Origin of the sequence: Streptomyces zinciresistens K42 (genome assembly GCF_000225525.1) — a bacterium.
GTDB classification, from domain to species: domain Bacteria; phylum Actinomycetota; class Actinomycetes; order Streptomycetales; family Streptomycetaceae; genus Streptomyces; species Streptomyces zinciresistens.
In genome coordinates this window covers 1-24,829 of sequence record NZ_AGBF01000097.1, presented here as the reverse complement: position 1 = coordinate 24,829, position 24,829 = coordinate 1, and the positions used below count along the sequence as shown (strand labels likewise).

General features: G+C 72.7%; 22 protein-coding genes and 1 pseudogene. 16 read left to right on the top strand and 7 right to left on the bottom strand.

The features are described from left to right. From SZN_RS23100 to SZN_RS23075, 6 genes and pseudogenes are all read left to right on the top strand, one after another. The coding region (locus SZN_RS23100) for a hypothetical protein (RefSeq protein WP_007499197.1) at positions 1 to 530 on the top strand (530 nt) is incomplete at its 5' end. Positions 531 to 749: 219 nt separating this feature from the next. Next, positions 750 to 1,592: a nitrilase-related carbon-nitrogen hydrolase gene (locus SZN_RS23095; protein WP_007499195.1), complete on the top strand. Its 843-nt coding sequence runs from the start codon at positions 750 to 752 to the stop codon at positions 1,590 to 1,592. Beyond that, entirely contained in the window at positions 1,589 to 2,872 is a 1,284-nt protein-coding gene (locus SZN_RS23090) for an aspartate aminotransferase family protein (protein ID WP_007499193.1), read from the top strand. The genes SZN_RS23095 and SZN_RS23090 overlap by 4 nt, the downstream gene beginning before the upstream one ends. Before the next feature lie 48 nt (positions 2,873 to 2,920). Further along, positions 2,921 to 3,400: pseudogene (locus SZN_RS23085) on the top strand (PucR family transcriptional regulator ligand-binding domain-containing protein); the annotation flags it as partial. A gap of 92 nt (positions 3,401 to 3,492) precedes the next feature. Continuing rightward, on the top strand, positions 3,493 to 4,896 hold the full coding sequence (gene hydA, locus SZN_RS23080; protein WP_007499189.1) for a dihydropyrimidinase: 1,404 nt from the start codon (positions 3,493 to 3,495) through the stop codon (positions 4,894 to 4,896). An 11-nt stretch (positions 4,897 to 4,907) separates the two neighbouring features. Next, on the top strand, positions 4,908 to 5,927 hold the full coding sequence (locus SZN_RS23075) for a TIGR03842 family LLM class F420-dependent oxidoreductase (RefSeq protein WP_007499186.1): 1,020 nt from the start codon (positions 4,908 to 4,910) through the stop codon (positions 5,925 to 5,927). Between the two features lie 225 nt (positions 5,928 to 6,152). On the opposite strand, the gene SZN_RS23070 is transcribed toward SZN_RS23075, so the two are convergent. From SZN_RS23070 to SZN_RS23050, 5 genes are all read right to left on the bottom strand, one after another. Continuing rightward, a complete protein-coding gene (locus SZN_RS23070) occupies positions 6,153 to 6,824 on the bottom strand; it encodes a hypothetical protein (protein WP_043732554.1) in 672 nt (223 codons plus the stop codon). Between the two features lie 234 nt (positions 6,825 to 7,058). Continuing rightward, positions 7,059 to 8,060, bottom strand: a complete 1,002-nt coding sequence (gene meaB / locus SZN_RS23065) for a methylmalonyl Co-A mutase-associated GTPase MeaB (protein WP_007499184.1) — start codon at positions 8,058 to 8,060, stop codon at positions 7,059 to 7,061. Then, the gene (gene scpA, locus SZN_RS23060; protein WP_007499183.1) at positions 8,057 to 10,219 is read right to left on the bottom strand and encodes a methylmalonyl-CoA mutase; all 2,163 of its coding nucleotides are present in this window, start codon (positions 10,217 to 10,219) and stop codon (positions 8,057 to 8,059) included. Before scpA ends, meaB begins: the two co-directional genes overlap by 4 nt. Then, a complete protein-coding gene (locus tag SZN_RS23055) occupies positions 10,219 to 12,021 on the bottom strand; it encodes a methylmalonyl-CoA mutase subunit beta (protein ID WP_007499182.1) in 1,803 nt (600 codons plus the stop codon). Before SZN_RS23055 ends, scpA begins: the two co-directional genes overlap by 1 nt. Positions 12,022 to 12,276: 255 nt before the next feature. Next, positions 12,277 to 13,383, bottom strand: coding sequence for an ArsR/SmtB family transcription factor (locus tag SZN_RS23050; protein ID WP_007499181.1), 1,107 nt, complete (start codon positions 13,381 to 13,383; stop codon positions 12,277 to 12,279). Between the two features lie 144 nt (positions 13,384 to 13,527). Here SZN_RS23050 and SZN_RS23045 point away from each other — a divergent pair, with 144 nt between their 5' ends. From SZN_RS23045 to SZN_RS23030, 4 genes are read left to right on the top strand one after another with little or no spacing between them, the layout of a single operon-like run. Further along, positions 13,528 to 14,736, top strand: coding sequence for an amidohydrolase (locus SZN_RS23045; protein WP_007499180.1), 1,209 nt, complete (start codon positions 13,528 to 13,530; stop codon positions 14,734 to 14,736). After that, a complete protein-coding gene (locus SZN_RS23040; protein WP_007499179.1) occupies positions 14,733 to 15,536 on the top strand; it encodes an amino acid ABC transporter permease in 804 nt (267 codons plus the stop codon). The genes SZN_RS23045 and SZN_RS23040 overlap by 4 nt, the downstream gene beginning before the upstream one ends. Continuing rightward, positions 15,533 to 16,279 carry an amino acid ABC transporter ATP-binding protein gene (locus SZN_RS23035; protein WP_007499178.1) on the top strand — a complete coding sequence of 249 codons (747 nt, stop codon included), beginning with the start codon at positions 15,533 to 15,535 and terminating at the stop codon, positions 16,277 to 16,279. Before SZN_RS23040 ends, SZN_RS23035 begins: the two co-directional genes overlap by 4 nt. Before the next feature lie 32 nt (positions 16,280 to 16,311). Next, positions 16,312 to 17,184: a substrate-binding periplasmic protein gene (locus SZN_RS23030; RefSeq protein WP_007499177.1), complete on the top strand. Its 873-nt coding sequence runs from the start codon at positions 16,312 to 16,314 to the stop codon at positions 17,182 to 17,184. Positions 17,185 to 17,285: 101 nt separating this feature from the next. Here SZN_RS23030 and SZN_RS23025 read toward each other — a convergent pair whose 3' ends face one another. Both SZN_RS23025 and SZN_RS23020 read right to left on the bottom strand, forming a co-directional pair. Then, positions 17,286 to 18,338: an ABC transporter permease gene (locus SZN_RS23025; protein WP_007499176.1), complete on the bottom strand. Its 1,053-nt coding sequence runs from the start codon at positions 18,336 to 18,338 to the stop codon at positions 17,286 to 17,288. Between the two features lie 128 nt (positions 18,339 to 18,466). Then, entirely contained in the window at positions 18,467 to 19,312 is an 846-nt protein-coding gene (locus tag SZN_RS23020) for an alpha/beta fold hydrolase (RefSeq protein ID WP_043732532.1), read from the bottom strand. A 138-nt stretch (positions 19,313 to 19,450) separates the two neighbouring features. Here SZN_RS23020 and SZN_RS23015 point away from each other — a divergent pair, with 138 nt between their 5' ends. The 6 genes from SZN_RS23015 to SZN_RS22990 are packed head-to-tail and all read left to right on the top strand — an operon-like array spanning position 19,451 to position 24,712. Then, the gene (locus tag SZN_RS23015; RefSeq protein ID WP_007499174.1) at positions 19,451 to 20,347 is read left to right on the top strand and encodes a VOC family protein; all 897 of its coding nucleotides are present in this window, start codon (positions 19,451 to 19,453) and stop codon (positions 20,345 to 20,347) included. Continuing rightward, the gene (locus tag SZN_RS23010) at positions 20,347 to 21,705 is read left to right on the top strand and encodes an aromatic ring-hydroxylating oxygenase subunit alpha (RefSeq protein WP_007499173.1); all 1,359 of its coding nucleotides are present in this window, start codon (positions 20,347 to 20,349) and stop codon (positions 21,703 to 21,705) included. The genes SZN_RS23015 and SZN_RS23010 overlap by 1 nt, the downstream gene beginning before the upstream one ends. Continuing rightward, positions 21,702 to 22,304: an aromatic-ring-hydroxylating dioxygenase subunit beta gene (locus SZN_RS23005; protein ID WP_007499172.1), complete on the top strand. Its 603-nt coding sequence runs from the start codon at positions 21,702 to 21,704 to the stop codon at positions 22,302 to 22,304. Before SZN_RS23010 ends, SZN_RS23005 begins: the two co-directional genes overlap by 4 nt. A 5-nt stretch (positions 22,305 to 22,309) precedes the next feature. Then, entirely contained in the window at positions 22,310 to 22,690 is a 381-nt protein-coding gene (locus tag SZN_RS23000) for a non-heme iron oxygenase ferredoxin subunit (protein WP_043732535.1), read from the top strand. After that, positions 22,687 to 23,481 (top strand): 3-(cis-5,6-dihydroxycyclohexa-1,3-dien-1-yl)propanoate dehydrogenase, encoded by a 795-nt coding sequence (hcaB, locus tag SZN_RS22995; protein ID WP_007499170.1) that lies wholly within the window; start codon positions 22,687 to 22,689, stop codon positions 23,479 to 23,481. The genes SZN_RS23000 and hcaB overlap by 4 nt, the downstream gene beginning before the upstream one ends. Positions 23,482 to 23,494: 13 nt before the next feature. Next, positions 23,495 to 24,712: an NAD(P)/FAD-dependent oxidoreductase gene (locus SZN_RS22990; protein WP_007499169.1), complete on the top strand. Its 1,218-nt coding sequence runs from the start codon at positions 23,495 to 23,497 to the stop codon at positions 24,710 to 24,712. The last annotated feature ends 117 nt before the right edge of the window (positions 24,713 to 24,829 follow it).

The following is a 24,829-nucleotide window of genomic DNA, read 5'->3' as shown; positions in this document are numbered from 1 at the left end:
CCGCTGACCGGCGGGACATCGCCCGGATCGTCACGGCGCTGGCGCGGCTGCGGGGCGAGGGGCGCAGCGGCGAGGCGCACGCGCTGCTCGTCGAGGTCGCGCACTGGCCCGCGCGCCGCCTCCCGCCGCTCGCCGCCGAGCTGCGGCGCACCGGTCTCGGCGCCGACTGGGCGACCCTGCTGTGGGAGGCCGCCTCACTGCCCGCCGAGCGGCTCGTGGCCGCCGCCGACGCGCTCGCCGCGGCCGGGCACACCGGCGACGGGGAGCGCATCCTGCGCCAGGGCGTGGCACGGCCCGCCCAGGAGATCGGGCGTGCCGTGCTCGGCCTGGCCGGCGAGGGGCGGCGGCGCGAGATCCGCGCGCTGCTCGACGCCTACGTCCGGGTCCGCACCCCCGAGGAGGCGGCCCGCAGCGCGGAACCCGGGCCGGGCACGCTCGTCCCGCTCCTGCTGGCGGCGGCCCGGGGCGTCTCCGAGGAGCGGCACTGGGACCTCGTCCACGCGCTGCGGGTGGCGGGCTTCACCGCGTGAGACCGCCCTGCGGCGCACCACCCTGCCCACCCCTCCCACCGGCCCCGGCCCACCCCTCCCACCGGCCCCGCCCCTCACCCACGGGAGTGTGAAACGTGATCGAGTCAGCGGGTTGACGACGATGGTCTTGGCAAGGCTGTTCCGGGGGGCTTACTTTCAAGCCTCTACGGCCCGCTCTACGGGCGTAGAGGCTCTGACGTCCCGTCGAAGGAGCAGCTCATGGCCAACGTCGTCCGTGCCGCACTGGTCCAGGCCACCTGGACCGGCGACACCGAGTCCATGGTGGCGAAACACGAGGAGCACGCCCGCGAGGCGGCCCGCAGGGGCGCCGGGATCATCGGCTTCCAGGAAGTCTTCAACGCTCCCTACTTCTGCCAGGTCCAGGAGCCGGAGCACTACGGCTGGGCCGAGCCGGTCCCGGACGGGCCGACCGTGCGGCGGATGCGGGAGCTGGCCCGCGAGACGGGCATGGTGATCGTCGTCCCGGTCTTCGAGGTCGAGCAGTCCGGCTTCTACTACAACACCGCGGCCGTGATCGACGCCGACGGCAGCTACCTCGGCAAGTACCGCAAGCACCACATCCCCCAGGTCAAGGGCTTCTGGGAGAAGTACTACTTCAAGCCGGGGAACCTCGGCTGGCCCGTCTTCGACACCGCCGTCGGCAAGGTCGGCGTCTACATCTGCTACGACCGCCACTTCCCCGAGGGCTGGCGGCAACTCGGCCTGAACGGCGCCCAGTTGGTCTACAACCCGTCCGCCACCTCACGCGGCCTTTCGGCCTACCTGTGGCAGCTGGAGCAGCCCGCGGCAGCCGTCGCCAACGAGTACTTCGTCGCCGCCATCAACCGGGTCGGCCAGGAGCCCTACGGGGACAACGACTTCTACGGGACCTCGTACTTCGTCGACCCGCGCGGCCGGTTCGTCGGCGAGCCCGGCAGCGACAGGGACGAGGAACTCGTCGTGCGCGACCTCGACTTCGACCTCATCGAAGAAGTGCGGCAGCAGTGGGCCTTCTACCGCGACCGCCGTCCCGACGCCTACGAAGGGCTGGTGCAGCCGTGACCAAGGACCTGCTCGGACGCCACCACGCCGTCCTGCCGGACTGGCTCGCGCTCTACTACGACGACCCGCTGGAGCTCACCCACGGCGAGGGCCGCCACGTGTGGGACTCCGAGGGCAACCGCTATCTCGACTTCTTCGGCGGCATCCTCACCACGATGACCGCGCACGCGCTGCCCGAGGTCACCAAGGCGGTGAGCGAGCAGGCGGGGCGGATCATCCACTCCTCGACCCTGTACCTCAACCGACCCATGGTCGAACTCGCCGAGCGCATCGCCCACTTGAGCGGCATCCCGGACGCCCGTGTCTTCTTCACCACCTCCGGCACCGAGGCCAACGACACCGCCCTGCTGCTCGCGACCACCTACCGGCGCGGCAACACGGTCCTCGCGATGCGCAACAGCTACCACGGCCGCTCCTTCAGCTCGGTCGGCATCACCGGGAACCGCGGCTGGTCGCCCACCTCCCTGTCGCCCCTGCAGACGCTGTACGTCCACGGCGGCGTCCGCACCCGCGGCCCCTTCGCCCACCTCGACGACCAGGAGTTCATCGCCGCCTGCGTGGACGACCTCCGGGACGTCCTCGGCCACACCCGCCCGCCGGCCGCGCTCATCGCGGAGCCCGTCCAGGGCGTCGGCGGCTTCACCTCCGGACCCGACGGGCTCTTCGCCGCCTTCCGCGAGGAACTCGCCGAACGCGGCATCCTGTGGATCTCCGACGAGGTGCAGACCGGCTGGGGCCGCACCGGCGACCACTTCTGGGGCTGGCAGGCGCACGCGCGGTCGGGGCCGCCCGACATGCTCACCTTCGCCAAGGGCATCGGCAACGGCATGTCCATCGGCGGTGTCGTGGCCCGCGCCGAGATCATGAACTGCCTGGACGCCAACAGCATTTCCACCTTCGGCGGCACCCAGATCACCATGGCCGCCGGCCTCGCCAACCTGTCGTACCTGCTGGAACACGACCTCCAGGGCAACGCCCGGCGCGTCGGCGGACTGCTGCTGGAGCGGCTGCGGGACGTCGCCGCACACGTGCCGCACGTACGGGAGGTCCGCGGCCGGGGGCTGATGCTGGGCGTCGAGCTCACCCGGCCCGGCACCGACGAGGCCGACCCGGTGGCGGCCTCGGCCGTGCTGGAGGCGGCCCGCGCGGGCGGCCTGCTCATCGGCAAGGGCGGCGGCCACAACACCAGCGCCCTGCGCGTCGCACCCCCGCTCTCCCTCACCGTGGCCGAGGCCGAGGAGGGCGCCGCGATCCTGGAGAACGCCCTGCGGAGCCTGTAGCCGCACACCCGCCGGACCACCCGTGAGCAGCGAAGAGGGAACGCCGCCATGACAGCCGCCTCGGAGCACCCGGAGCCCCGGGAACCCCTCCGGCCCGCCCTGTCGGTGCGGCGGGTCCTCACCCTGGAGCGGGTGCTCGCGGGCGAGCCCGAGGAGGCGGCCGGGGCCGGCCGCCTCGACCGGCCGGTGCGCCGGGTGCACGTCGCCGGGGCACCGGACGTCGGCGTGATGCCCAGCGGCGGCGAGAGGATCCGCACCACCGGGGTACTGCTCGCGGGGGACGAGGACAGGCAGGCCGCGTACGCCCGCTCCCTGCACCGGGCCGAGGCCGCGGCCCTCGTGATGGGCCTCGGCCGGGCGTTCCCCGCACCGCCCCGCGTGATGCGCCGCGCGGCCGAGCGGTGCGGGCCGCCCCTGGTGGTGCTGCACCGGCCGTTCCCGTTCGCCGAGCTGACCGAGGAGGTCCAGTCCCGCCTGGTGCGGCGGAAGTTCGCCGCCGTCAGCCTCGCGGAGCCGGTGCGCACCGCGGCCGTGGCGGACCGGGCCGGCCCGGCGGCGCACCGCGGACCGGGCCGGCCGCCCCGCAGGAACCCAGTGTCGACCACGGTAGGAGAGGCAGTATGAGCAGCCGTACCGTCATCCGCGGCGGACTCGTCATCACCGCGTCCGACGAGATGCACGCCGACGTCCTGATCGAGGACGGCCGTGTCGCCGCCCTCGCCGCGAGCGGCACCCCGGCCGCCGGGGCATGGACCGCCGAGCGGACCCTCGACGCCACCGGGAAGTACGTCATCCCGGGCGGCGTCGACGTCCACACCCACATGGAGCTGCCGTTCGGCGGCACCTTCGCCTCCGACACCTTCGAGACCGGCACCCGGGCCGCCGCCTGGGGCGGGACCACCACGATCGTCGACTTCGCCGTGCAGCGCGTCGGCCGCCCGCTGCGCGAAGGGCTGGACGCCTGGCACGCCAAGGCCGAGGGCAACTGCGCGGTCGACTACGGCTTCCACATGATCGTCTCCGATGTGAACCAGGACACGCTCAGGGAGATGGACCTGCTGGTCGAGGAGGGCGTGACCTCCTTCAAGCAGTTCATGGCCTACCCCGGCGTCTTCTACTCCGACGACGGCCAGATCCTGCGCGCCATGCAGCGCTCCGCCGGGAACGGCGGCCTGATCATGATGCACGCCGAGAACGGCATCGCGATCGACGTGCTGGTCGAGCAGGCGCTGGCCCGCGGCGAGACCGACCCCCGCCACCACGGGGAGGTGCGCAAGGCCCTGCTGGAGGCCGAGGCCACCCACCGCGCCATCAGGCTCGCGCAGGTCGCGGGGGCCCCGCTGTACGTGGTGCACGTCTCCGCCACCGAGGCGGTCGCCGAACTGGCACGGGCACGCGACGAGGGGCTGAACGTCTTCGGCGAGACCTGCCCGCAGTACCTGTTCCTGTCCACCGACAACCTCGCCGAGCCGGACTTCGAGGGCGCCAAGTACGTGTGCTCGACGCCCCTGCGGCCCAGGGAGCACCAGGCCGCGCTGTGGAAGGGGCTGCGCACGAACGACCTCCAGGTCGTCTCCACCGACCACTGCCCCTTCTGCTTCGTGGGCCAGAAGGAACTCGGCCGCGGCGACTTCTCGAAGATCCCCAACGGGCTGCCGGGTGTGGAGAACCGCATGGACCTGCTGCATCAGGCGGTGGTCGACGGACGGATCTCCCGCCGCCGCTGGATCGAGATCGCCTGCGCGACCCCGGCCCGCATGTTCGGCATGTACCCGAAGAAGGGCACGCTGGCGCCCGGCGCCGACGCCGACGTGGTCATCTACGACCCGCGGGCCGAGCAGGTCATGAGCGCGGACACCCACCACATGAACGTCGACTACTCGGCGTACGAGGGCAGGCGGACCACCGGCCGGGTCGAGACGGTCCTCTCGCGCGGCGAGCCCGTCATCACCGAGCGGGAGTACACCGGCCGTGCCGGGCACGGCGTCTACACGCCCCGCTCCACCTGCCAGTACCTCAACTAGGAGCGGAGCACATGGACTTCGGACTCGTCCTGCAGACGGACCCGCCGGCTTCGCGGGTCGTCAGCCTGATGAAGCGCGCCGAGCGCAACGGCTTCACGCACGGCTGGACCTTCGACTCGGCCGTGCTGTGGCAGGAGCCGTTCGTCATCTACAGCCAGATCCTCGCCCAGACGGACCGCCTCAAGGTCGGCCCGATGGTCACCAATCCGGGCACCCGCACCTGGGAGGTCACCGCCTCCACGTTCGCCACCCTCAACGACATGTACGGCAACCGCACCGTCTGCGGCATCGGCCGCGGCGACTCGGCCATGCGGGTCGCGGGCCGCAGGCCCAACACCCTCGCCCGCATGAGCGAGGCGATGAAGGTCATCCGGGCCCTGGGCAGCGGCCGGGAGGCCGACCTCGGCGGTACCGTCGTGCGCTTCCCCTGGATCGCGCCCGGCGCCGAACTCCCCGTGTGGATGGCGGCGTACGGACCCAGGGCGCTGAAGATGACCGGTGAGGAGGCCGACGGCTTCATCCTCCAGCTCGCCGACCTCTATCTGACGGAGTACATGGTCAAGGCGGTCAAGGACGCGGCGCGTGCCGCCGGCCGCGATCCCGACGCGGTGACGATCTGCGTCGCCGCCCCGGCCTACGTCACCGAGGACGACTCCCCGGCCGCCCTCGCCCACGCCCGTGAGCAGTGCCGCTGGTTCGGCGGCATGGTCGGCAACCACGTCGCCGACCTGGTCGCCAAGTACGGCGAGCACTCCGCCGCCGTCCCCGACGAGCTCACCGCCTACATCAAGTCCCGCGAGGGCTACGACTACTCCCACCACGGCCGCGCCGGGAACCCGGACACCCGGTTCGTGCCCGACGAGATCGTCGACCGGTTCTGCCTGATCGGCCCGGTCGACCGGCATGTCGAGAAGCTCACCGCGCTGCGGGAGCTGGGCGTCGACCAGTTCGCCGTCTACGACATGCACGACGCGCAGGAGTCCGTGATCGACGCCTACGGGGCGTCGGTCATCCCAGCCCTCAACTCCTAGCGAGACGGGGCGAGTTCAACGACCTCTCCACCGCCCCCCCGCCCTGGTCGCCCTCCCCGCCGTCCCGGGGAGGGTTCCAAGGCCCCCCGCACGGCCTTCCCGCTCCCGTCCGATCGATCGGCCTGCGCCCGGCACCGTCGCGGGCATCCTCATCGCCGACCACGGCGCTGACGGGCGGCCGCGAGGGCCCCGCCCAGGCGTGAGCGGACCCGCGGCGGACGACGGTCAGGACTTCTGGCTGTCCGCGAGCGTGGCGAACGCCTCCCTCGCGGCCTTGATCGCGCCCTTGTTGATGTCGGCGAGCGGCGGCGCCTGCTTCGACTCGAAGTTGCTGCCGCTGTAGGTGACCGCGACGATCGCGTTGGAGGAGCGGATCACGACCAGCCCCTCCCGGCTCTGCTGCTTGTCCTCGCTGGCGAGGTTCACCACCGAGTAGCCCGCCGAGCCGATCCCGGGGACGTCGCCGCCGCCGCTCTTGGCGGCGACGCGGTCCTTGAAGGAGTCCTTCGCCGCGGTCTCCGAGTCCTTGATCTCGAAGGAGATGTCGAGCCAGCGGTAGTCGTAGCCCTTGAGCGCGTTCCAGGAGCAGGTGCGGCGCAGCTTCGCGTCCGTCGACGGGATCTCCTTCCCGGCGGTCTTGGCACCCGGTACGAGGTCCTTGACGGACTTCTCACTCAGGCTGCCGCACGGGGCGGGAGCGGCGGAGTACGCCTTGGAGCCGACCACCGCCGCGGGGGCATTCGACGACTCGCCCTCCCCGCTCGACTGGGTCGTGGTGGTGTCCTCGGAGGCCGGCGGCGCGGCCGGGGCGGACGACATCGCCCAGCCCGCGGCGGCGAGCACGACGACCGGTGAAAGTCGCGCGGTGAGGGCGAGAGGCAAGGGAAGGGAACGCACGGCGCACTTCTCGTGGGGGACGGTGCGGAGGGGTCCGCACTGCGGACGGGACGCCAGTCTCACATGACTCCCTGTGCGGCGGAAGTGCCAACTCGCTGCGTACCGGAGCCATTACGGACGGCTCGCCATCGCGTGCCGTCCTGGGGGTCTTGCGCAGCCTTGCGGATGGTTCGACCGGAAAGGAGGTTTTCGAAGGTTCCGTGGTGATCGGTCGTGCGGGGGCGGGTGACGCGGTCACCCGGCGGGGGTGTCCGGACCGCGCTCGCCCCCGAAGGCGGCGAGAATCCGCTCGGCAGCCAGCGTGGCCGTCAACTCGCCCTCCCTGACCCGTCGTTCGAGATCCGGGGCCAGGGACCGTACGGCGGGGTCGGCGTGCAGCCGGCCCAGGAGCTCGTCGCGGACCATGGTCCACGTCCAGTCGACCTGCTGGTCGCGGCGCTTGGCGGCGAGGCGGCCCGTGGAGTCCAGCAGCGTCCGGTGCTGTTCCAGCCGGTCCCAGACGGCGTCCAGCCCCAGCGACTCCCGGCCGCTGCAGTGCAGCACCGGCGGCGTCCAGGCGGCGTCCTTGCCGTGCATCAGCCGCAGGGCGCCCGCCAGTTCACGCGCGGCGGCCCGCGCGTCCCGCTCGTGAGGGCCGTCCGCCTTGTTCACGGCGAGCACGTCGGCCAGCTCCAGCACGCCCTTCTTGATGCCCTGGAGCTGGTCCCCGGTGCGGGCGAGGGTGAGCAGCAGGAAGGAGTCGACCATGTTGGCCACGGCCGTCTCCGACTGGCCCACCCCGACCGTCTCCACCAGGACCACGTCGTACCCCGCCGCCTCCATCACCACGATGGACTCCCGGGTGGCCTTGGCGACCCCGCCCAGCGTCCCGCTGGTGGGGGAGGGGCGGATGAACGCCGCCGGATCCACGGCCAGTCGCTCCATCCGGGTCTTGTCGCCGAGGATCGAGCCGCCCGTCCGGCTGGACGAGGGGTCGACCGCCAGCACCGCCACCCGGTGGCCGAGCCCGGTGAGCATCGTGCCGAACGCGTCGATGAACGTGGACTTGCCCACGCCCGGCACCCCGCTGACGCCGATCCGCCGCGCCCGGCCGCTGTGCGGCAGCAGCTCGGTCAGCACCCGCTGGGCCAGCACGCGGTGCTGGGGACGGGTGGACTCGACGAGCGTGATCGCGCGGGCCACGATCGCCCGCCTGCCGTCGAGCACACCCTTCACGTACGCGTCGGCGTCGATCACCGCTCGTGCCCGAGGCCGGCCGCCAGCCGCCGCACCAGGTCGTACGCCGCGTCCGGGATCACCGTCCCGGGCGGGAACACGGCCGCCGCGCCCATCTCCAGCAGCGTCGGCACGTCCTGCGGCGGGATGACCCCGCCGACCACGATCATGATGTCCTCGCGGCCCTCCTCGGCCAGCTGCTCCTTGAGCGCCGGTACGAGGGTGAGATGGCCGGCCGCGAGCGACGACACCCCGACGACGTGCACGTCGGCCTCGACGGCCTGCCGCGCCACCTCGGCGGGGGTCTGGAACAGCGGGCCGACGTCGACGTCGAAGCCGAGGTCGGCGAACGCGGTCGCGATCACCTTCTGGCCCCGGTCGTGGCCGTCCTGGCCCATCTTGGCGACCAGGATGCGCGGCCTGCGGCCCTCGGCCTCCTCGAAGTCCGACACGAGGGTGCGGGTACGGTCCACGGACGGCGACTCCCCGGCTTCGTTGCGGTACACGCCCGTGATGGTACGGATCTGGCTCGCGTGCCGCCCGTACACCTTCTCCAGGGCGTCCGAGATCTCCCCGACGGTCGCCTTGGCGCGCGCCGCGTGCACCGCCAGCTCCAGCAGGTTGCCCTCGCCGCCCGCAGCCCGCGTCAGCGCGTCCAGCGCGTCCCGGCAGGCCCGCTCGTCGCGCTCCTCGCGCAGCCGCCGCAGCTTGGCGATCTGCCGGGCGCGCACCGAGGAGTTGTCGACCTTGAGCACCTCGATCTGCTCGTCGCTGTCCACGCGGTACTTGTTGACGCCGATCACCGGCTGGCGGCCGGAGTCGATACGGGCCTGCGTGCGGGCCGCGGCCTCCTCGATGCGCAGCTTGGGGATGCCGGCGTCGATCGCCCTGGCCATGCCGCCCGCCTCCTCGACCTCCTGGATGTGCTGCCACGCCCGGCGGGCCAGGTCGTACGTCAGCTTCTCCACGTAGGCGCTGCCGCCCCACGGGTCGATGACCCGGGTCGTGCCGGACTCCTGCTGGAGCAGCAGCTGGGTGTTGCGCGCGATGCGCGCGGAGAAGTCGGTCGGCAGCGCGAGCGCCTCGTCGAGCGCGTTCGTGTGCAGCGACTGCGTGTGGCCCTGCGTGGCGGCCATCGCCTCGACACAGGTGCGCGTGACGTTGTTGAACACGTCCTGTGCGGTCAGCGACCAGCCCGAGGTCTGCGAGTGGGTGCGCAGGGAAAGGGACTTGGCGTTCTGCGGGTCGAACTGCCGCACCAGCTTCGCCCACAGCAGGCGTGCCGCCCGCAGCTTGGCGACCTCCATGAAGAAGTTCATGCCGATCGCCCAGAAGAACGACAGCCGCGGCGCGAACGCGTCGACGTCCAGGCCGGCTTCACGGCCCGCCCGGATGTACTCGACGCCGTCCGCGAGCGTGTACGCCAGCTCCAGATCGGCCGTGGCCCCGGCCTCCTGGATGTGGTAGCCGGAGATGGAGATGGAGTTGTAGCGCGGCATCCGCTGCGAGGTGAAGGCGAAGATGTCGGAGATGATCCGCATCGACGGCTTCGGCGGATAGATGTAGGTGTTGCGGACCATGAACTCCTTGAGGATGTCGTTCTGGATGGTCCCGGCCAGCTTCCCGGGCGCGACGCCCTGTTCCTCCGCCGCCACGATGTACAGCGCCAGCACCGGCAGCACGGCGCCGTTCATCGTCATCGACACGGTCATCCTGTCCAGCGGGATGCCGTCGAAGAGCTGGCGCATGTCGTAGATCGAGTCGATGGCCACGCCCGCCATGCCGACGTCGCCGGTCACCCGCGGGTGGTCGCTGTCGTAGCCGCGGTGGGTGGGCAGGTCGAAGGCGACCGACAGGCCCTTCTGGCCGGCCGCGAGATTGCGCCGGTAGAAGGCGTTGGACTCCTCGGCGGTCGAGAACCCCGCGTACTGGCGGATCGTCCAGGGCTGGTTGACGTACATCGTCGGGTACGGTCCGCGCAGATACGGCGCCGTGCCCGGGTAGGTGCCGAGGAAGTCCAGGCCCTCCAGGTCACGGCCGGTGTAGAGCGGCTTGACCGCGATGCCCTCCGGGGTCTCCCAGAAGGCCCCGTCGGTCCCGGCCGCCTTCTGCCACTCGTCGGCGTCGGCGTCGGTCCTCGGCTCCCCGAGCTCGATGCCGGCGAAGTCGGGGATTCCCATCAGGACACTCCCATGCGGTCGAGGGCGGCGCCGAGCACGGCGACGGCGTCGCACCCCGCGTAGACATGGCCGTCGACGCCGGGACGGTCCCCGGGCCGGCCGGCGAGGAACACGTGCGAGGCGCCTTCGGCCTTGAGCCTGGCCGCCTCGGACGCCGCCCGCTCCTCGTACACGGCGTCGCTGGAGCACAGGCACGCCTCGCCGGCACCGCTCTCCCCGAAGGAGCCCTCCGTGACGGGCTCGATGCCGCCCGCCTGGAACAGGTTGGAGGCGAAGGTGAGGCGGGCGGTGTGGGCGGCGGCCGGACCCAGCGCGGCCAGATAGATCCGCGGCCGGGCGCCGGTCGCGGCCAGATGGGCGTCGGAACGGGCGCGCAGCGCCTCGTACGCCTCGTCGCGCCGGACCCGCGGCAGACCGCCGGAGCGCGGCTCGGGGGCGGGCGCGCGCCGCACCGGCTGCTCGGCGAGATTCGGGAACTCGCTGACGCCCGTGACCGGTTCGCGGCGCCTGGCCAGCCGGCCGGTGCGCGCCTGCCAGGTCTCGGCGAGGTCCGCCGCGAGGCGGCCGGAGCGCAACGCGGCGCCCTGGCCGCCCGCCTGCTCGATCCGCTGGAAGAACTCCCAGCCCGCGTGGGCGAGTTCGTCCGTCAGCCGCTCCACGTACCAGGAGCCGCCCGCCGGGTCGATCACCCGGGCCAGGTGCGACTCCTCGACAAGGACGGTGGAGGTGTTGCGGGCGATGCGCCGCGCGAACGCGTCCGGCAGGCCGAGCGCGTGGTCGAAGGGGAGCACGGTCACCGACGCGGCGCCGCCGACGCCCGCCGCCAGGGTGGCGATCGTGGTCCGCAGCATGTTCACCCACGGGTCCCGGCGGGTCATCATCACCGGTGAGGTGACGGCGTGCTGGAGCTGCGCCGCGGGCGCCCCGCAGACCTCCGTCACCCGCGCCCACAGCCGGCGGGCGGCCCGCAGCTTGGCGATGGTCAGGAACTGGTCCGCGGTCGCCGCGTACCGGAACTCCAGTTGCGCACAAGCCTGTTCGACGCTCAGCCCGGCCCCGGTCAGCTCCCGCAGATACGCCACGCCGGTCGCCAGGGACGCGCCCAGCTCCTGCGCGGCCGAGCCGCCCGCCTCATGGTGGGGCAGGGCGTCCACGGTCAGCGCCCGCAGCCCCGGGTACTCCGTCGCGCACCGCCGGGCGAGCGCCGCGACCGGGCCGAACGCTCCGGGCGTGCCGGTACGCGCCTCATGGCCCAGCGGGTCCGCGCCGAGGCCGCCGCGCACCGCGTCCCCGGCCACGCCCCGCTCCTCGTAAAGGCGCAGCAACTCCCTTGCGGCAGCCTCGACTTCGTCGCCCGCGTCCAGGACCACCGGGGCCAGGTCGAGGTGGACGCCCGCCAGGACCGCGGGGAGCGAGGACACCGGGATGCCGCCCTCACCGAGCACCAGCCACAGCGAGGTGACGCCGTTCTCCAGGTCCGCCAGCACCTGGCCGTCGGCCAGGGCCGCGTGCCGCTGCCGTACGTCCCAGCCCCCCGCCGTGCTCCCCTCGGCGCGTGCGCCGCGGACGAACGGGGCGAAGCCCGGCAGACCGGCGTCGGGCGCGGCGTCGCGCGCGGTGTACAGCGGACGGGAGCGCATCCCGTCCTCCAGTGCGGTGGACAGGGCTTCCTCGGCCGCCTCGCCCGACACGTCCTTGCCCGACTTGCGCAGCACACCCGCTACCAGGTGCTGCCACTGCTCGTGGGTTGCGTCAGGGAATTCGGCGGCCAACGAGAGCCCGTCGTCAGGCAGGACCGTCATGCGTGGATGCTAGGGCAGATCGCCGAAGGAGCAGCAGAGGGCATGGCTGTGATCTTTCACATCCCCCCGGAGTGAACCGGGTCTCCCCGGCACGCGCCCGCGCCGCCCCTCCGCGCCCCGGGAGTGTCCGCGCCGGGCGCGCACCGCCCGCCCTCCGGCACCCCCGCCCGGACGCCCGCCCACCCGGGGCCGGACACGTCAACGGGTCCGCCCTCGGCTCCTTCGGCGCGGACCCCGGGGCCCGCCGTACCCCGACTACCGGAACAGGGCGGCCAGCAGGTCCTCCCCGATACGGCGTACCGGCTCCAGGCTGAGCTGGTAATAGGCGCGGCGGCCGTCGCGGACCACGATCACGAGGTCGGCCTCGCGCAGCCGCCCCAGATGCCGGGAGACCTGGGGGAGCGTCATGCCGCTGCGTGCGGCGAGTTCCGAAGGGGTCAGCGGTTCGCGTGCGATGGCTCGCGCGATGCGCTGGCGTGCCGGATCGCGCAGGACGTCGAGGCGCTGGTTGACCATCGCGTACCCGGGCTGCTCGGACCCCTCGGGGACGACCGGGTACTGGATCACGGCGATGGCGCCGGGCTCGTGCTTCACCAGCACGTGGGGGCGGCCGAAGACGGACGGCACCACGACGAGTCCGGTGGCCGCCACGTTCACGATGCCGTGGTGGAACTTGTCGAAGACCACCCTGGAGGGCGACTCGCGGTGGACGGCCGACGGATCGAGCCGCGCCAGCGCCGGGCCCGCGCCCGAGCGCGACAGATCGGACCTCAGTCCCGGCAGGCGCGCGGAGACGGTGCGGGCCGCCGCGCCGAGCTCCGCCTCGAACACCGCCGCCGCCTCCGCCAGGAGGGCGAGGAGATGCCGGCGCAGGGCGTCGGGGTCGTCCAGAAGCCTGCGCGCGAGGTCGGTGCGGGTGGTGGAGCGCAGTTCCGCCGCGGCCAGCAGGCTCCGGCGCTGGGCGGGGTCGTGCAGCACCCGGTCGAGCGGCGCGCCGGAGTTCCCGCCGCGCACCGCGTACCCGGTGAGCTCGGCGAAGACCGGGAGCGGCAGGTCGGCGACCGCGTCCAGTTCGTCGGACAGACACCGGTCGACACGCGCGTCCATGGGCAGCAGGTAGCGGGCGCGGTAGGTCGCCCACAGCGGAGCCGCCGCCATGATGCGCTGCCTGAGGGCGGGCTCCAGTACCGACCGGGGCGCCACGGCGGACACCTCGTCCAGCCCGCGGGCCCAGCGGACGGTGCTCGGGTGGTGCTCCGCCTCGGTGTAGGCGTGCAGGGCGGCGGTCAGCTCCGCCAGGGGCGAGGCGCCCGCCCGGATGTGCGCGGCGCCGGCGCCCGAGAGCTGGAGGACCACACTCACCGGCCACCTCCCGTTCAGACCCAGGCCGGACAACGCTTACCGCGGCTGCGGTAAGGATAACCACATCACTTCGCGCGGCTCCTAGCGTTTCGGCCACCCCGACGCGTCGCCACCGTCCTCGCGCCAGAGCACTGCGGAGCCTCCATGTCCCATCCCGTCCCCGACGATCTGCGCCGGGCCGTCCACCGGCTCAGGCCCGATCTCGACTCGCTGAGCATCGACCTGCACACCATGCCCGAGACCCGCTTCGAGGAGCACTACGCGGCCGAGCAGCTCGCCGGCCGCCTCGGTGCCGCCGGCTTCGAGGTCGACAAGGGCGCCTGCGGACTCCCCACCGCCTTCACGGCCACCCGCCGGGGTGCGGCCGACGGCCCGACGATCGCCGTGCTCCTGGAGTACGACGCCCTCCCCGGGATCGGCCACGGCTGCGGGCACAACCTGATCGCGGCGGGCGGCCTGACCGCGGCCCTCGCGGTGGCCGCCGCCCGGCCCGACCACCCCGGCACCCTGAAGGTCATCGGCACCCCCGGAGAGGAGGGCGGCGGCGGGAAGATCCTCATGCTGGAGCGGGGCGCCTTCGACGACGTCGACGCCGCGGTGATGTTCCACCCCGCCGACCGCAGCCTGCGGGCCCGGCACGCCCTGGCCGCCAGCCACCTGCGCATCGCCTTCACCGGTGTCGCCGCCCACGCGGCCAAGGCCCCCTGGGACGGCAGGTCCGCCGCGGCCGGCGCCCAGCTGTTCCTCACGGCGATCGACGCCATGCGGCAGTTCGTCCCGCCGACCGCGCGGCTGCACGGCATCGTCACCCGCGGCGGCGACGCCCCCAACATCGTCCCCGCCTACAGCGAACTCGACATGTACGTCCGGGACGCCACGTCCGAGGGACTGGACCGGCTCCTGACCCGGGTGCTCGCCGCCGCCGAGGGGGCCGCCCTCGCCACCGGCACCGCCTTCGAGTACGCCGAGACCGCGCCGCGGTACACCGAACGCAACAACAACATGACCATGGCCGACCGGCTCGCCGCCCACACCGCCGCCCTCGGACTGGACCTGGAACCGCCCTCGGCGTCCAATCCGGCCGGCTCCTCCGACATCGGCAACGTGTCGACCCGCATACCGGTCATCCACCCTTATGTGCAAATATGCCCGCGGGACACCCCCGGCCACTCCGAGCAGATGCGGGAGGCGGCCGGCACCCCGCAGGCGCGTGACGCGACCGAGACCATCGCCACCGGGCTCGCCGCACTGGTGCTCGACCTCCTCGGCGACCCGGACTTCCTCGCCGCCGTGCGCGAGGAGTTCCGGTCCTCCGCCTCCGCCTCCTCCGACCGCCCCCTGGACACCCGATGACCCACCTCGCCTCCCCGGACCTGGCCGCCAACGCCCTGGTCAACACGTTCTTCAACTGGGAACTCATCGCCCAGACCTTTCCCCGGCTGATCACCGAGGGACTCCTCAACACCATCGCCATCGCGGCCGGCGCGATCGTCGTGGGCATCGTGATCGCGCTCCTGGCCGCGATGCTCCTGCTGTCCGACCGGTGGTGGGTCCGGCTGCCCGCCCGGATCTACGTCGACGTCTTCCGCGGCCTGCCGGTGATCATCACCGTCATGCTCGTCGGAGTGGGCCTGCCCGCCGCCGGTATCCGCCCCTTCGGCACCGACCCCTTCGGATACGCCATCCTGGCCATCGGGATCATCTCCGGCGCCTACACCGCCGAGATCTTCCGCTCCGGCATCCAGAGCGTGGACCCCGGCCAGCTCCAGGCGGCCCGCAGCCTCGGCATGAGCTACCTCCGGGCCATGCGCCTGGTCGTGGTCCCGCAGGGCATCCGGCGCGTCCTTCCCGCCATGGCGGGCCAGTTCGTCAAGGACATCAAGGAGAGCTCCCTCGTCTACCTCCTGGGTCTCGCCGCCGGCCAGCGCGAGCTGTTCTTCATCGCCCAGGAAGAGGTGGCCCGGACCTACAACTCCTCACCGCTCCTGGCCGCCGGCGTCTGCTACCTCGCCCTGACCATCCCGATGACGTACCTGGTCAACCATCTCGACAAGCGGCTGAGGGAGGGGCCCCGGCGGACCGATCCGCCGGTCGCCGGCGAACCGGACGTCCCCCAGCCCCCCGTCCCGGCCACCGCAGGAGAAAAGGCATGACCGCGGCAACCGCAGCCCCCGCCCTGCGCGTGACGGGGCTCAGCAAGAGCTATGGCACCCACACCGTCCTGCGGGACATCACCGTCGACGTGCGGGCGGGTGAGACGCTCTGCCTGATCGGCCCGTCCGGCTCCGGCAAGTCCACCCTGCTGAAGTGCCTCAACCTGCTGGAGACGCCCGACAACGGCGAGATCTGGCTCGGCGAGACCCACCTGACCGCGCCCGGCGCCGACGTCGACGCCGCCCGCGCCCGGATCGGGATGGTCTTCCAGCACTTCAACCTCTTCCCCCACATGAGCGTCGAGCGCAACGTCAGCATCGCGCTCACCTCGGTCAAGGGCCTGCCCAGGGACCGAGCCCGCGAGACCGCGCTGCGGCGCCTTGCGGAGGTCGGCCTCGAAGCCTTCGCCGACCGGCGCCCCTCGCAGCTCTCCGGAGGCCAGCAGCAGCGCGTCGCCATCGCCCGCGCGCTCGCCATGCAGCCCGACGTGATGCTCTTCGACGAGGCCACCTCCGCCCTCGACCCCGAACTCGTCAAGGACGTCCTCGCCGTCATGCGCGACCTCGCGGCAGGCGGCATGACGATGGCCGTCGTCACGCACGAGATGGGGTTCGCCCGGGAAGCCGCCGACCGTGTCGCGTTCATGTGCGACGGCCGGCTCGCCGAGATCGACACCCCCGGCCGGATCTTCGAGCGCGCCGAGAACCCCAGGCTGCGTCAGTTCCTCTCCCAGGTCCTCTGATCCCCAGCACACCCTCGCCACAGGAGCGTTCCATGCACGCAACGACCCGCAGAACCCTGCTCGCCGCTTCGGCGGCCGTTCTCCTCCTGCCCCTCACCGCCTGCGGCGGAGGCGACGGCGGGTCGGCCGGAGCCGCCGACGACAAGTACAAGCTCGTCCAGAACGGCGTGATCACCGCGGGGACGCAGGCCGAACAGCCGCCCTTCGCCGTCACCGACGCCTCCGGCAACCCCTCCGGCTTCGCCGTCGACCTGATGAACGAGGCGGCCAAGCGTCTCGACGTCAAGGTCCAGTACAAGACGACGAACCTCCAGGGCATCCTCGCCGGTCTTTCCGCGGGCCAGTACGACATCGGCGTCGCCGGCGTCGGCGCCACACCCGAGCGGGCCCGCCAGGTCTCCTTCACCGTCCCCTACTACTGGGGCTTCACCGCCGTGCTCACCGAGAAGGGCGCCGCGCAGCGGGAACTGGCGGACTTCGACGGCAAGCGCGTCGGCGTGGTCAGCGGTTCGGTCCAGGAGGCGTTCGTCACCCAGCGCATGCCCAAGTCCCGACTGGTCAAGTTCAAGGACCAGACCGCGCTCATCTCCCAGCTCCTGTCCGGCGGGATCAACGGCATGGTGGTCGGCGGCGCCGACGCCGACGAGTACGTCGAGAAGCAGCCGGTGCGCATCGCCGTCGAGCGCGACAGCCTCCAGGGCAGCGCCTTCCCCCTGCGCAAGAACGGCGACCCCGCACTGCTCAGGGACCTCGACGCGCAGCTCGACGCCATGATCAAGGACGGCACCTACGTCCGGCTCTACAAGAAGTACTTCAAGGACCCGATCGCCGTCGACCTGCTCAAGGAGCGACCCGAACTCGCCTCCCGGATCAAGGGCACCGACCTGGCGCCGACCGAGGGCTGAGCCGGGCGCCCCGCCGTCCCCGGGCAGGGGCGGCGGGGCTTCGGGCGGGGTGCGGCGGCCGAGAGTCCGGGGCGGCGGCCGAGGGCGTACGGCCGTGGGGGTCAGACCGCGGGCACGCCGCCCTCCACGAGGGGCTCGTCCCGCGGGTCCGGGGCGGGGGCGCGTGCGGCGCGCCGGGCCAGGGCCGCGGACAGCGCGGCGGCGAGGACGGTCCAGAGGCCGAGCCGCAGCAGCGGGCCGCCCGCGCCGTGGCCGTCGAAGTACACGATCGACCGCAGGGCCTCCAGGGCCCCCGACCCGAACCAGACGGAGTGCACCCACTGCCAGAAGTCCGGCAGCATCCCCACCGGGATCGCCCCGCCCGCACTCGGGAAGTTGAGGAACACCACCAGTGCCATGACGAGCATCATGGCGTTGGCGCCCAGGAGTTGGTGGCTGAGGAGCCCGAGGGCGCCGCACAGGAAGGTGTAGGCCGCGAGGACCCCGAGCAGTTGCGCGACACCGCCCGCGCCCAGACCGTAGGTGCCGAGGAAGGCGGAGCCGATCGCGAAGGCGATCAGCGGCCCGGCCACGGCGGCGCCCGCGACGACCGCGTACTTCGTGCGCAGACGCAGATGCGCGGCTGCCTGCGTGAGGATCGTGCTCGTGAGATAGCCGGCCATGCTGGAGACGATCAGCAGGTAGAAGATGCCCGTGCCGGTGCTGTCGCCGCGCGGCAGCGGGCTCACGTCCTCGATGACCGGGGTGAGTCCGGCCCGTTGCGCCACCGCCGTGCCGATCTCGGTCACCGCCGCCCTCACGGGCGCTCCGCCGCCGCCCGCGACGAGGACCGTCACGCCCTCGCCGACGACGACGGCACCGGCCGCCTCACGGGTCTCCAGCAGCGCGCGGGCCTCCGCCGCGCCGGGCGCGGTGACGATGTCGAAGGCGCCGGGATCGGAGGCGTCCAGGGCCCGCACGACCGGTCCGGCCGCCGAGGCAGGGCCCGCCACCACGAGGTGCAGGCCGTTGGGCCGGGGCGCGTGGAAGGCGCTGATGTAGCAGACGCTGAACATGACGACGAAGTACAGCGGGAAGGAGGCCAGCGCCCTGACGATGATCCTGGTCGGGACCACCGCGGGCGCGGGCTGGGGATCGGTGGGCGAAGACACCATGGGGCCTCGTGCGCTTCCTGAAGGGGGTGGGCGTTGTGTCCGCGGGCCGGTCCCGGCCGTGGACGCGGGACCGGGCGGGCACCGGCCCGGCCCGCCCGCCGCGGCCGGCCCGCCCGGCACCGCTTCGGTCAGTGGCCGACGAAGTCGGCGACCAGCCGGTTGAACTCGGCGGCGTGCTCGATCTGCGCCCAGTGCCCGCAGCGGTTGAACAGCACCATGCGGCTGTCGGGGATGCGCGTCACCAGATGCAGGCTGTTCTCGTAGTGCACGACCCGGTCGTCGCGCCCGTGGACGATCAGCGCGGGCGCGGCGACGGTGCCCAGGCGCGCGGCCAGCTCGAAGTAGGGAGGGAGTGCGGGCGGGCCGTCGAACTGGGAGTTCCAGCCGTCCAGGTGCTCCGGCCGGGCCAGCGCCGCGGCCGAGCGGGCCTCGGCCAGTTCGTCCGTGGCGACCCGCTGGTCGAAGCACATGACCTGGACCAGCCGCTTCATGTTCTGCGGCGTCGGCTCCCGGTAGGCGTGCATGAGGACCTTCAGGCCCTCGGTGAGACCACCCGGGGGGAACGCCCCCTGGAACGGCGCCGGCGTCCCCATCGTGACCAGGTGCGAGACCCGCTCCGGGTGCAGGACCGCCGTCGACACGGCGGTCACCCCGCCCATCGAGTTGCCCACGAGGGCCGCCCGGTCGATCCCGAGCCGGTCCAGCAGGCCGACCAGCACCCGCACATGGTCGCGGCCGGTCTCGTCGGTCTGGGTGTCGCTCTCGCCCCACCCGGGCATGTCGACCGCGATCACCCGGAACCTCTCGGCCAGCGGCCCGATGTTCGGGGCGAAGTTGGTCATGCCCGTGGCGCCCGGCCCGCTGCCGTGCAGCAGCACGACGGGATGTCCGGCGCCCGCCTCGACGTAGTGCACGCGGAAACCGGGGACGTCGACGAATCCGTCGGTCACCTGAAGAGTGTCGGTAGCAGTCATGCGTCCCTTCTACGGGCTCCCCGAGGGGGCGGTCGTGCGGTGTTCCGGACACCGGAACAGCGCGGCCCCCGCCCCTCGGGGGCCGCACATACTCCTCGGCACCGGCGCATCCGCCGCACAGCCCCGCCAAGGAGAGCTATGAGCAGGATCGAATCCCTCGGTTATCTGGTGGTCCGCGGTCCCCTGGACCGGTGGAAGGACTTCGGGACCACCGTGCTGGGCGCCCAGCACGTGCCCGGCCCCGACGAGTCGACCGCGATGTTCCGCACCGACGACCGCGCGTTCCGCCTGGTCGTCCAGGACGGCCCGGCCGGACCGGACGCCCTCCGGGCGATCGGCTTCGAGGTCGCGACCCCCCAGGCCCTCGACGCCCTCGCCGCCGACCTCGCCGGGCGCGGTGCCGACGTACGGGAGGACCCCGACCTGGCCCGCGCCCGCCGCGTCCAGCGCCTGATCACGTTCCAGGACGGCGACGGCTTCGTGATCGAGGCGTTCGTCGGCCAGGAGAGCAGCAAGGAGCCGTTCGTGTCACCGCGCGGCGTGAGCTTCGTGTGCGGGGACCTCGGCCTCGGCCACGTCTTCCTGTTCACCTCCGACGCCGTCAAGTCCGCCGCGTTCTACCAGGACGTCCTCGGCTTCCGGCTCAGCGACACCGTCGCGATGGGCGACAACGAGGCGTACTTCCTGCACTGCAACCCCCGCCACCACACGGCGGCCTTCGGCTCCTTCGACGGCGTCCCCCCGGGCATCGGCCACCTCATGATCGAGGTCGGCACGCTGGAGCAGGTCGGCCGCGCCCTGGACCTCGTCCAGAACAGCCCCTACCCGGTGCAGATGAGCATGGGCGAGCACACCAACGACCGGATGACGTCGTTCTACGTCGTCACCCCCTCGGGCTTCGCGATCGAGTACGGCTACGACGGCCTCCTCGTCGACGACGCGACATGGAAGGTCGGCCGCCACGACGCCGGCAGCGTCTGGGGCCACCACTTCAACATGGACGCCCTGGCGGCCATGGGCGGGGAGGAGGCGTGATGACGGCGCCCGCAGATCAGTCGGCCGACATCGACGCCGGCCGGCTCGACCCCCGGATCTACACCGATCCGGCCGTCTACGAGCGGGAGTTGGAGCAGGTCTTCGGCCGCAGCTGGCTGTTCCTCGCGCACACCTCACAGCTGCCCGGCCGCGGGGACTTCGTCCAGACCTACATGGGCGAGGACCCGGTCCTGGTGGTCCGCCAGCGCGACGGCTCGGTCAAGGCGTTCCTGAACCAGTGCCGGCACCGGGGCATGCGCATCTGCCGCAGCGACCAGGGCACCAGCAGGACCTTCACGTGCAGCTACCACGGCTGGGCCTACGACCTGGAGGGCAACCTCGTCAACGTCCCCCAGGAGGAGCGCGCCTACCGCAACGAGATCGACAAGAGCCGGTGGGGCGCGCTCAAGGTGCCCCGGATCGCCGAGTACAAGGGCTTCTACTTCGGCACCTGGTCGGCCGACGTCCCCGAGTTCGAGGACTATCTCGGCGACATGGCCTTCTACTTCGACGCCGTCGCGGGCCGCTGGGACAACGGGCTGGAATTCGTCGAGGGCACCACCAAGTGGGTCATCGACTGCAACTGGAAGTTCGCCTCGGAGCAGTTCGCCAGCGACATGTACCACGCCGAGGTGTCGCACTCCTCAGCCCTGATCGCGCTGCACGAGGACCCCGCGTTCTGGGCGGGCACCAGCTACCAGACGCTGATGCCGGGCCGGCAGTTCCACGGCAACGGCCACGGCTCGGGCAGCTTCTGGGCCGATCAGATCGGGTTCACCGAGCTGATGTACAACAGCCCCGCCCTCCACGAGTGGACGCTCGCCCACGCGGGGCAGGCGCTGGGCAACCTCAGCGAGGACCAGATCCTGAAGGTCGGCGGGCACAACACGATCTTCCCCAACTTCTCCTGGCTCGCCGGACCCGCCACCATGCGCGTCTGGCACCCGCGCGGGCCGGGCCAGATCGAGGTCTGGGCCTGGACGTACGTCCCCAGGGACGCGCCGGACGAGGTCAAGGCCGACATCCGCCGCATGACCCAGCGGACCTTCAGCCCCGCGGGCTCCTTCGAGACCGACGACGGCGAGAACTGGACCGAGATCCAGCAGGTGCTGCGCGGCTGGAAGGCCCGCAGCGCCCCCTTCAACGCCGGCATGGGCCTCGGACACGACGAACGCGACGTCCACGGACTGCCCGGCCGGACCAGCGACGCCCTCAGCGAGAGCGCCGCGCGAGGCTTCCACCGGCGCTGGAACGACCTCATGTCCGGCCTGTCGTGGGCGCAGATCGCCGAACTCGACGCCGCGCGCCGGGCCGAGGAGAGCGCCGCGGCCCCCCGACCGGAGGTGACCGAAGCATGACCGCGGCAACAGGACGACCCGGGGACACCCGGCAGGAGCGGCCGGCGGCCGGCCCGGCGTACCGCACGACCGATGTGCGCACACAGCACACCGTCGAGCAGTTCCTCTACGCGGAGGCCCAACTGCTCGACGAACACCGCTACACCGAGTGGATCGAGCTCTTCACCGACGACGTCCACTACTGGGCGCCCACCCGGATGACCCGAACCCACCGCGAGCGCGACCGCGAGATCGCCGCCGCGCACCAGGCGGCCCACATCGACGACGACCTGCGATACCTCAAGGGCCGCGTCCGCCGCCTCACTTCGGGCATCGCCTGGTCCGAGGAGCCCCCCTCCCGCACCCGGCGCCTGATCACCAACGTGCGGATCAGCCCCCGCGAGGACGGCGAACTCGCCGTCGCCTCCAACTTCTTCGTCTACCGCAGCCGACTGGAGCGGCACCAGGACTGGTGCGTGGGCGAGCGCTTCGACGTGCTGCGCCCGGCGGCCGGCGAAGGCGAAGGCGACGGGGCGGGATACCCGTACCGCATCGCGGACCGCAGGATCGTCCTGGAACAGACGACGCTGCTGCTGCCCAGCCTGTCGATCCTGCTGTGACCGGCATGATCATCGACGAGGTCGCGTCGCGGCTGACGGCGATCGAGGGCCGCTCCTGGCGGCGGGCGTGCACCACGCGCGACGTGCCCGACGACGAGGGCCTGCCGCTCGGCACCCTGCCGCCGACCACCGTCTTCACCCAGGGCCGGGAGTTCTTCTGCCTCGACGACACCTGCACCCACGACACCTACTCCCTCGCCGAGGGCTGGGTGGAGGACGGCACCGTCGAATGCACGCTCCATCTCGCCCGGTTCGACCTGCGCACCGGCGCTCCGCTCAGGCCCCCCGCCACCGCCCCGGTGGCCGTGCACCCCGCCACCGTCGTCGACGGCCTGGTGTACGTCGCGCTCCCCCTCACCTACCTGATCAAGGAGAAGGCCGTATGAGCTGGCTTCAGGACGACGTGGCCGTCGTCACCGGCGCCGGGTCCGGACTCGGCCGGGCCGTCGTCGAGCGGTTCGCCGAGGAAGGCGCCCGCGTGGTCGCCTTCGACAAGTCCGAGGACAAGCTGCGCCTGCTCAAGGAGTCCCTCGGCGACGCCGTCGAGACCGTCGCCGGGGACGTGCGCAGCGCCGCCGACAACGACCGGGCCTGCGCGCGGGCCGTCGAGGCGTTCGGCAGACTCGACGTCTTCGTCGGCAACGCCGGCCTGTGGGACTTCAACCGCTCGCTGCCGGACACCCCTGCCGACGAACTCGCCTCCGGATTCGACGAGTTGTTCGCGGTGAACGTCAAGGGGTATCTGCTGGGCGCCAAGGCCGCGCTGCCGGCGCTGCGCGCGTCGCGCGGCTCGCTCGTGCTCACCCTCTCCAACGCCGCCTTCTACCCGGGTGGCGGCGGCCCCCTGTACGTGGCCTCCAAGCACGCGGGCGTGGGACTGGTCAAACAGCTTGCCTACGAACTGGCGCCCGAGATCCGGGTGAACGGCGTGGCACCGGGCGGCATGGACACCGACCTGCGGGGCCCCGCCGCCCTGGGCCTGGCGGACGTCGCGATCGGTACGGCCGTACCGATCGACGAGCTGATGGCGCGGGGTTCGGCCCTGCGCATCGCCCCCCGGCCGCAGGACTACGTCGGCGCGTACGTGCTCCTGGCGGCCCGCGCCCAGTCCCGCACCGTGACCGGCACCGTGGTCGACGTGAGCAGCTTCGGCACGCTGCCCCGCCACCAGGGCTGAGGGCGGCGCACCCATGACCGCAACACCCCACCACGTCGTCGTCGGCGGCAGCGCGGCCGGAGCGGCGGCGGCCCTGTCGATGCGCGCCTCGGGCTTCCAGGGCCGCATCACCCTCGTCGACGCCGACGTGTACGAACCCTATGAACGGCCGCCCCTGTCCAAGACGTTCGAGGACCTGGCGGCCCCCCGCCCGATCGTCCCGCCCGGCCACTACGCCGACCAGGATATCCAACTGGCCCTCGGCGCACGGGCGGTGCGGCTGGACGACCGGCGCCGCCGGGTGGTCCTTGACACCGGGGACGAACTCCCCGCCGACGCCGTCCTCCTGGCCACCGGGGTCTCCCCCCGCCGGCTCGGTGTGCCCGGCGAGGACCTCGGCAACATCCTCTCGCTGCGCGACATCCACGACGCCCGCGCCCTGGCCGCGCGGCTGGACGCCGGGGGCGGCCTGCTGATCGTCGGAGGCGGCTTCATCGGCCTGGAGGCCGCGGCGGTCGCCCGCGGCAGGGGGCTCGACGTCACCGTCGTGGAGGCGCGGCCCGTCCCGCTGGCCGCCGTCCTGGACACCGGGCCCGCCCGCGTCCTGAACCGGACGCACACCGAGCGGGGCGTGCGCTTCCGCACCGGGCGCACCGTCGCGCGCTTCCGCGGCGACGGCGTGGTCGAGGAGGCGGTCCTCGACGACGGGACGCGGTGCGCGGCCGCCACCGTCCTCGTGGGGTGCGGGGTGACCCCCAACGACGGGCTGGCCCGCGCCGCGGGCGCCCGCACCGACGACGGGATCGTCACCGACGCACGCGGCCGGACCAGCCACCCCTGGCTGTGGGCGGCCGGCGACGTCGCCAGCTACGTCAGCCCGTACACCGTCCGGCGCGGGCGCATCGAACACTGGGACGTCGCCCGGCGCCACGGCACGGCGGTGGGCGCCACCATGGCCGGCCGGCCCGCGTCCCACTCCGACGCGCCCTACTTCTGGTCCGACCAGTACGGCAGGCGCCTTCAGATGTACGGCCGGCGCGCGCCCGGCGACCGGCTCGTCACGCGGCCCGGCTCCACGGAGGACGGCTTCCTGGCGTTCTGGCTGCGCGACGGCCGGCTCGTGGCCGCCGCGGGCCTGGACCGGCCCCGGGAACTGCGCGCGGCGAAGCCCCTGATCGAATGCCGCGCCCGGGTCACGCCGGAGGACCTGGCCGACCCGGCCGTACCGCTGCGGGGGCTCGGCGGGCTGTAGCCGTATCGCCCGGGACCGGGACGCTCACCGGCTCGCCGCCCCCGGACCGGGACGGCCCGCCGGTTCGCTGCGCCCGGCACGGGTCCGCCGCGCGGGCGCTGCCCCGCCCCGCGGGCC